At 58.5% G+C, this 6,641-nt stretch carries 4 protein-coding genes and 2 pseudogenes; 3 read left to right on the top strand and 3 right to left on the bottom strand.

Annotated elements, in window-relative coordinates:
• Positions 1-328 (top strand): annotated as a pseudogene (locus tag WN73_RS14055) (IS66 family transposase); the annotation flags it as partial.
• Positions 329-578: 250 nt separating this feature from the next.
• Here WN73_RS14055 and WN73_RS14050 read toward each other — a convergent pair.
• Positions 579-1,697: an IS630 family transposase gene (locus WN73_RS14050; RefSeq protein ID WP_271553308.1), complete on the bottom strand. Its 1,119-nt coding sequence runs from the start codon at positions 1,695-1,697 to the stop codon at positions 579-581.
• Between the two features lie 248 nt (positions 1,698-1,945).
• Positions 1,946-3,589, bottom strand: coding sequence for a recombinase family protein (locus WN73_RS14045; RefSeq protein ID WP_271553307.1), 1,644 nt, complete (start codon positions 3,587-3,589; stop codon positions 1,946-1,948).
• A gap of 722 nt (positions 3,590-4,311) precedes the next feature.
• Here WN73_RS14045 and WN73_RS14040 point away from each other — a divergent pair.
• Positions 4,312-4,746: pseudogene (locus tag WN73_RS14040) on the top strand (TrbI/VirB10 family protein); the annotation flags it as partial.
• Positions 4,747-4,750: 4 nt separating this feature from the next.
• Positions 4,751-5,029: a DUF2274 domain-containing protein gene (locus tag WN73_RS14035; protein WP_097669500.1), complete on the top strand. Its 279-nt coding sequence runs from the start codon at positions 4,751-4,753 to the stop codon at positions 5,027-5,029.
• Positions 5,030-5,182: 153 nt separating this feature from the next.
• Here the strand turns inward: WN73_RS14035 and WN73_RS14030 are convergent, their stop codons facing one another.
• Positions 5,183-6,091, bottom strand: coding sequence for a TauD/TfdA dioxygenase family protein (locus tag WN73_RS14030; protein ID WP_271553305.1), 909 nt, complete (start codon positions 6,089-6,091; stop codon positions 5,183-5,185).
• Positions 6,092-6,641: the final 550 nt, after the last annotated feature.

Below are 6,641 nucleotides of genomic sequence, written 5' to 3'. Positions count from 1 at the left end.
CTTTCGAGGTCCTGAAGCCCATGAACTACATGCTCAGGCGCTGGGACGACTTCGCCCGCTTCCTCGACGATGGAGGATCTGCCTCAGCAACAACGCGGCCGAAAGAGCGTTGCGGGGCATCGCATTGGGAAGGCGCAACTGGACCTTCGCCGGCTCCCAACGCGGCGCCGACCGCGCCGCCGTCATGCTCACCCTCATCACCTCCGCACGCCTCAACGACATCGACCCGAAAGCCTGGCTCGCCGACGTCCTCGCTCGCATCGCCGATCTTCCCGCCTCGCGTCTGCACGAACTGCTGCCCTGGGAATGGAAGCGCCTGCGCCAAGCCGACAGCCCGCCGATCAGCAGGCCGCCTGAACCTCTCGCGCCACATCATAAACCCGCCAGCGCTCGCGCGCCTGCGACAATCCCGCGGCCTTGCCCGTGTGCGTATTCAGTTCTTGCGAGTCGAGCCGATCGGCAGATGCGAGGCTCCAAGATCAATCGACAAGTTTTAACGTTGACCCGACGCTTCTGCCGGCCGCGGCGGTATGGCTATCGCAATGCTTCGAGACCGGGCCACGAGTCCCCTGGGCCGCCTAGTGTCCTGAACCAGAAGTTCGCAACATCGTATCTGGATTTGGCGGTGCGTTATATCGGCAGAAGCGTTCTATGGACGCCAGGATGTCATCGGCAGACCTGGTCCACCGGAACGGTTTGGGATCGGCGTTGTGCCGGTCGATGAAGGAAGCGATGTCTGCCCGGAGGGCGGCAACGCTTCGATAGATGCCGCGTCTGATCTTCTTGTCGGTCAGGAGTGCGAAGAAGCGCTCGACTTGGTTGAGCCACGACGAACTGGTCGGGGTCAGGTGCACGTGCCACCGGGGCCGCTTTGCCAGCCATCTTCGGATCAATGGAGTCTTGTGCGTGGCGTAATTGTCCATGATCAAATGGACGTCGAGGTCTGGCGGCACGGCGGCCTCGATCTCGTCCAGGAACTTGCGGAACTCGGCGGTGCGATGGCGCCCATAGCACTTGCCGATGACCCGTCCGGTCGCAATGTCGAGGGCGGCGAACAGCGATGTGGTGCCGTGCCTTGTGTAGTCGTGGCTCCTTCGGGCCGGCTGGCCGGGACGCATCGGCAACATCGGTTGGCTGCGGTCCAGCGCCTGGATTTGAGATTTCTCGTCGACGCACAGAACGATGGCGTGCTCTGGCGGCGCGACATAAAGGCCGACAACATCGCGCACTTTGGCCACGAAGTTAGGATCGGTTGAGAGCTTGAAAGTCTCCATCCGATGCGGCTGTAGCCCGAATGCCCGCCAAACGCGTTGCACCGTCGATACCGATAATCCACTGACCTTTGCCATGCCGCGGGAACTCCAATGCGTGGCGTCCTCCGGAAGGTTCTCCAGGGTCTTCACAATCACGGCTTCGATGCGGGCATCGTCGATCGTGCGTGGCGCCCCGGAGCGCGGCTCGTCGTGCAGTCCGTCCACTCGTCGTTCAACAAACCGCCGACGCCACTTTCCAACCGTCGACCGGTTCAGGCCCAGCTTGGCCGCCACCTCTGTGTTCTGGCCGCCTTCTGCACAGGCCAGCACGATTCGAGCCCTCAGAGCCAGCGCCTGCGCCGTCTTCCGACGCATCGTCAATGACTGCAGTTCCGAACGCTCATCATCGCTTAATGTCAGGGACGCAAGTTGCTGGACTGCCATAAGATGCTCCGTCGCTGCTGCAGCCCCATCCCTGCCATAGCGACGCGAATCTATTGCGAATCTACGATTGCGAACTTGTGACTCGGGACACTAGCACCAGTTCGGCGCTGAACGAATAGTGGGGCAAAGCCAACGGCGAGGCATGTCGCTCCTAGACAGCGAAACGCGGCAAGTGGGAAGGTCTCGAGATCTCAGCTTCTAAAAGAATTGTGAAGCACTGCTTCGCGGAGTTCTGTCCCTGCGTTTGATCAGCGCCGCGCGCGGGCGTTCTTGGTCTTGGGCTGCTTTGGTCTCGATCGCTTGCCCTGTGGCGCTGGGGAAGAACGGCCTTTCCGAATTACTCGCTTCGTGATCGCTCGAGCCAGAGCGTCAGCAGTATCGAAGCGAGCGATTCCACGGCGAACGCGAGCCCTCTCAGAAAAGTTTATGGTTCGTCTTACTTTCCCGTGGGTCGACAGCAGCACGTAATCGAGCACCGATTCGTTATGCTCAGACAGCCTGATGGCGGCAATCCAGCCCTGAGGCAGGCGTGCCCTACGCTTGATCGACCAGTACGGCGCTCGATTTTGCCTTCCGCACCAGAGGGCTGATCGAATTGAGATGTTGACCGATCCATCCACGCGCAAGTAACCTGTCCTGTTGCCAGAGGCGGTGCGACCACCGGCTTTCCTGATGGCCATGGCGATCTGAGAGCCGAGCTTGGCCTCTTGCTCCGCCCACCGCGGGCGCGACTCAAGAAACCCATAGCTGCGCTTGGGAGCGTAGCCAATCAGCCGATACACGTTCATCAAGCTGCCGAAGTGAGTTTCATAGGTGGAGGTGCAGGGAAGGCCTATCGTGCTGGCTATGATAGCGGAGCTCAGGCGTCCTTCCTTGAGCAGCGTTTGGCGTAGACGGGCAAGCATCTCCTCTTCAGTGAGGTCGACACGCCGTTCCTCAATGATCTTATTTACCTTCAGGAAGGCTTCGCGTTCGATGATCGGCTCGATACATCCCTCGCTGGTGATCCAAAGTTCGGGAGGATTGCAGGTGCTGGTCCGCCGCAGCTTGCGTGATCGGCGGTTAAAGGTCTGGTTTCCAATGTAGTTCTCGTTTCTAAGCACTCTGTTAACCGATGCACGAGTCCACCGAACTCCTGTGTTCGTGAGTATGGCCCTCCGGTTTAGCTCTCGGGCGATAATCGCTTCCGACTTTACCTGCAGGAATCGCTCGAAGATCCACTTAACCACGGCTACTTCCTCGGGAATGCCGGGTCGCACTCGGATGTGATCAGTCGTGAGGTACTTCCGATCACCGTTCTTCAGCACGCCTCGTGACTTCTGACTCTGATCGACAAGTTCCCGCAACAGTGCATAACCAGGGCGACCTCCGAGCTTGAAGCCAAGTCGCGCGAACCGGCACTGCGCAATGTGAACCTTTGCCGAGAGCTCACGGCTGTACTCCGCCGCCATTACTCGCTTGATGTTCTTGACGATGCTGGAGAGCATGCTGCCGTCATTGTCAAACAGCTCAGCACAATATGTTATCTTGATGCCCGCCTGTTTGCAGACGAATTCGTAATACGCGCTCTCGTCGACGTCCTGAAAGCGGCCCCACCGGCTTACGTCATAGACCAGAATATGACCAAAATCGGCTTCTCCTGTTTGGACATCCTTGATGAGCTGCATAAGGCCGGCCCTGTTCTTGATGAGCAGACCGCTCTCACCCTCGTCGCGATAGGTTCGTACAATCGTCAGGCTATGGGCGTGTGCGTATGCTGCAATCACAGCGGCCTGATTCTGAATCGAGTATTGCTGCCGCTGTGTCGACATGCGGACATATTGTGCCGCTCTCATGCCAAGCTGCGATCGTACCAAATGAGCCTTATGGACCTCGGGCGCGTTGGCCATCATTCTCGCTTCCGAACCTTACACGACCTGGAGCAAATCAAACACCTGTACGACGCCTACAGCAAGAATTACTTCAATTGGAAATAATAGCCCGCCATCGGCGCCGGTGTCGATGCAGAAAGGACCTGCTTGCGAGCGCGACTGCTAGTGCGGGCGCAAACGCGGCCGCCGATCGCTGGGCCGAAGATCGCAATGGTGGCCGGCGAACGCCCACACGAGACAGTGAAGTACGTCGAGGTCTCCCCATCTGTCGCCATGGCAGACGGAAGGCGGCATTCGCTTTCTGCCGTGGCGTGGGCGTGCGGCTCACCATGTTGCCAAGCGGCCGCCGGCACCGGCCGAGAATGCTACGCCGCGTATTCCCGAACCGATCATCGGCGCCATGCTGCGCGCTGGTCGCTCAAATACGTCGATGTCTTTGTGCCGGATGTCCCGGCGGCACGAGCGGAGCTCGATGCCCGTGAAGCCCGTTGTGAGCGACGGATGGCAAAGGACGCGCAGAGCGGAGAAGCGTCGCCGAGACTTATCGAGCGCGGATGGCCAAATGGCTCGAGGCGCGCCGGATGGCCGGCAGAGGCGTACCGATCTGGGAGCGCGCTCCTAATGTCGCCCGCCGCATCGACCCGCAAACCGGCGCTGAGACCCCTCCGTACAATCTTCACCTGATGCGCGGCACGTTGGCGCTCCCGAGAGCGGCCGTATCAGCCAGTCCGAACCGACCGCTCAGGGGGGCGCGTCTGATCGGCATCTACGATAGCCAGGTCACTTTCGGCCAGTCCCGCGCCCTGCTCCTCTGGACACGGCTGATCATGCCGAATGGACGTTCTATCGTTCTCGAGCGGCAGCTTGGCGCTGATACTGCCGGGTATGCAGGTCTCGAAGATCAGGTCGACAATCATTGGGGCGAGTTGTTCAAAGCTGCGGCACTATCGACGTTTCTGGCGATCGGGACTGAACTGGGTGCCGGCTCGGACACCAACAGCAGCGACAGCGCAATCATCCAGGCATTGCGACACGGTGCCTCGGGCTCACTAAACCAGACCGGGCAGCAGGTCGTTCGCCGCAGTCTCAGCATCCAGCCTACTCTGACCGTGCGACCTGGCTTCCTGGTTCGTGTTCTTGTCAATCATGACCTCATACTTACGCCGTATAGAGGGTGACAACATGCCAAAAATCAAAATCGGAGAGCTTCCAGACGACGAGCCTGTCAAAGTGAGTACGGAGCTGCCTGCGGCCGTGCATCGTGATCTCGTTACGTATGCAGAAGCGCTTACGCGTCAAGGTAGTCAAGTGGTCGATCCGACTAAACTCACCGCCCGCATGTTGGGGCGCTTTATGGCCACGGATCGAGGAATTTCTAAACTGAAACGTGAAGGCCACGTACCGGACGCAGGCGATGGACAGCAATGCTCAAGGTTTCTCGAAGCCGTTGGTCGACGTTAAAATAGACGCAATGCATCAACCTGGCGCTGCCGAGTTGGCGCTAAGAGCTGAGATATCGTGTCGGAAAGTGTGTTCCCGCGTCTGCCCGAAACAACTCCCATTACCAGGTTTTCTCGGTTTTCAGACGCGAGAGCGCTGGGCGTCGACGTGCAGTTATTCGGTCACCTTCAGGCGCGTTACACTGCTCCGGCCATCGACGCTGACAGGCACGTCGCCCTCGATCGTGGCCCTACGTACGACGCGATGCTGGTCCCCGTAATCGTTGACCGCGTAATGCTGCGTTGCGCGGTTATCCCATATCGCAATATCGCCCTCCAACCAGTTCCAGCGCACAGTGTTTTCGGGCGCGGTGATGTGAGACTGGAACAGATCGAACAGCTTTTGTCCGTCGTATTTGGGGACGTCAACAAAGTGCTTCACCAAAGCGCCGAGCACTAGCGTCCGCTCGCCTGTTTCGGGGTGAACGCGTACGACGGGATGCTCGGTCTCAAAAACCGTTCTGGTGAATACCTCGTCAAAGTGTTTCTTGTCGACCTCGCGGACGCGCGCGATGCCGGCGTAATCGAAAACGTTGCTATGAACGGCCCATAGGCCCTCGGCAAGCCGTTGTAGCGGCGGCGGCAGATCAAGATAAGCGGCAGCCGTGTTCGACCACACGGTGTCGCCTCCGAACGGTGGCATTACAACGGCCCGCAGGACCAAAATCTTGGGATAGGCGTCGGCGAAGGTCCCATCCGCATGCCAGACGTCGGCGCGGCCGCCGCCGCGAGTGGAGTCCAGTTCGAGGAGCGACGCCGTCCCCTTGGTGGCACCGAGCATCGGATGTGGCACTAGCTTTCCGAGACGAGCGGCAAAGCGCTCCTGCTCGGCGTCATTGAGATGCCCCTGATTGCGGAAGAAGATCACTTTGTGCTCAAGCAATAAGTTGTTGATCGCGGCGATAGCCTGATCCGGTAGATCGCCTGATAGCTTGATATTTATGACTTCGGCACCGATGCGCGCTGCACATTTCACAACATCGGTGCTCGGAATGACGCCACCGACCAAAGCCATTGTGCTCATCTTTCTTTTCCAAGCCTTTGTAGTTCTTCCTCGCCTCCTGGAGCGAATGATCTTCAGCAAGCATCGTGCCAAGCGAAAGACGACATGTACTCGCCAAAGGGCACTGAACGAATCGCGGTATTTGGCGCGAGTCATCGAACTGAGCCGATGGCTGGGCCGAGTGGCGAAAGAACTCGATCGACGACCTCACCCTTCGATTGTCGAATCGTGAAGACGTAACGGAGAGCAGGAGCGCGCCAACGGCAGATCTTCAGCTATGCTTTTGTGATCATCAATGGTGTTGAGAAAAGCAATGCTTCTGTAAAATTGCTAATATTTCATGATGGTCGTGAATCATGTAGTTGGGTCTTGCCGGGCTCAAGCGCGCTTCGAAAACAAATTCTCCCACGATTGATACGTTGATATGACCGAGATTGCGGGCAATTTCCGTCTCAACTAGCATATCGCCCACGATGACAGTTCTTTCTGGGATAATCATTGATCTGCATATACAAGCGCAGCCGGTCTTGCTTGCCCATGCTAGTTGCGCGGCTCAAATGCCAAAATGTCG

Source organism: Bradyrhizobium sp. CCBAU 45394, assembly GCF_028128655.1.
Classification (GTDB): Bacteria; Pseudomonadota; Alphaproteobacteria; order Rhizobiales; family Xanthobacteraceae; genus Bradyrhizobium; species Bradyrhizobium diazoefficiens.
This window is presented reverse-complemented; position numbering and strand designations above follow the sequence as displayed.

What these genes read in the sequence shown, in the direction of transcription:
- WN73_RS14050 (WP_271553308.1), bottom strand. Translation starts at nt 1,697, where the DNA reads ATGGCAGTCCAGCAACTTGCGTCCCTGACATTAAGCGATGATGAGCGT.
- WN73_RS14045 (WP_271553307.1), bottom strand. Translation starts at nt 3,589, where the DNA reads ATGATGGCCAACGCGCCCGAGGTCCATAAGGCTCATTTGGTACGATCG.
- WN73_RS14035 (WP_097669500.1), top strand. Translation starts at nt 4,751, where the DNA reads ATGCCAAAAATCAAAATCGGAGAGCTTCCAGACGACGAGCCTGTCAAA.
- WN73_RS14030 (WP_271553305.1), bottom strand. Translation starts at nt 6,091, where the DNA reads ATGAGCACAATGGCTTTGGTCGGTGGCGTCATTCCGAGCACCGATGTT.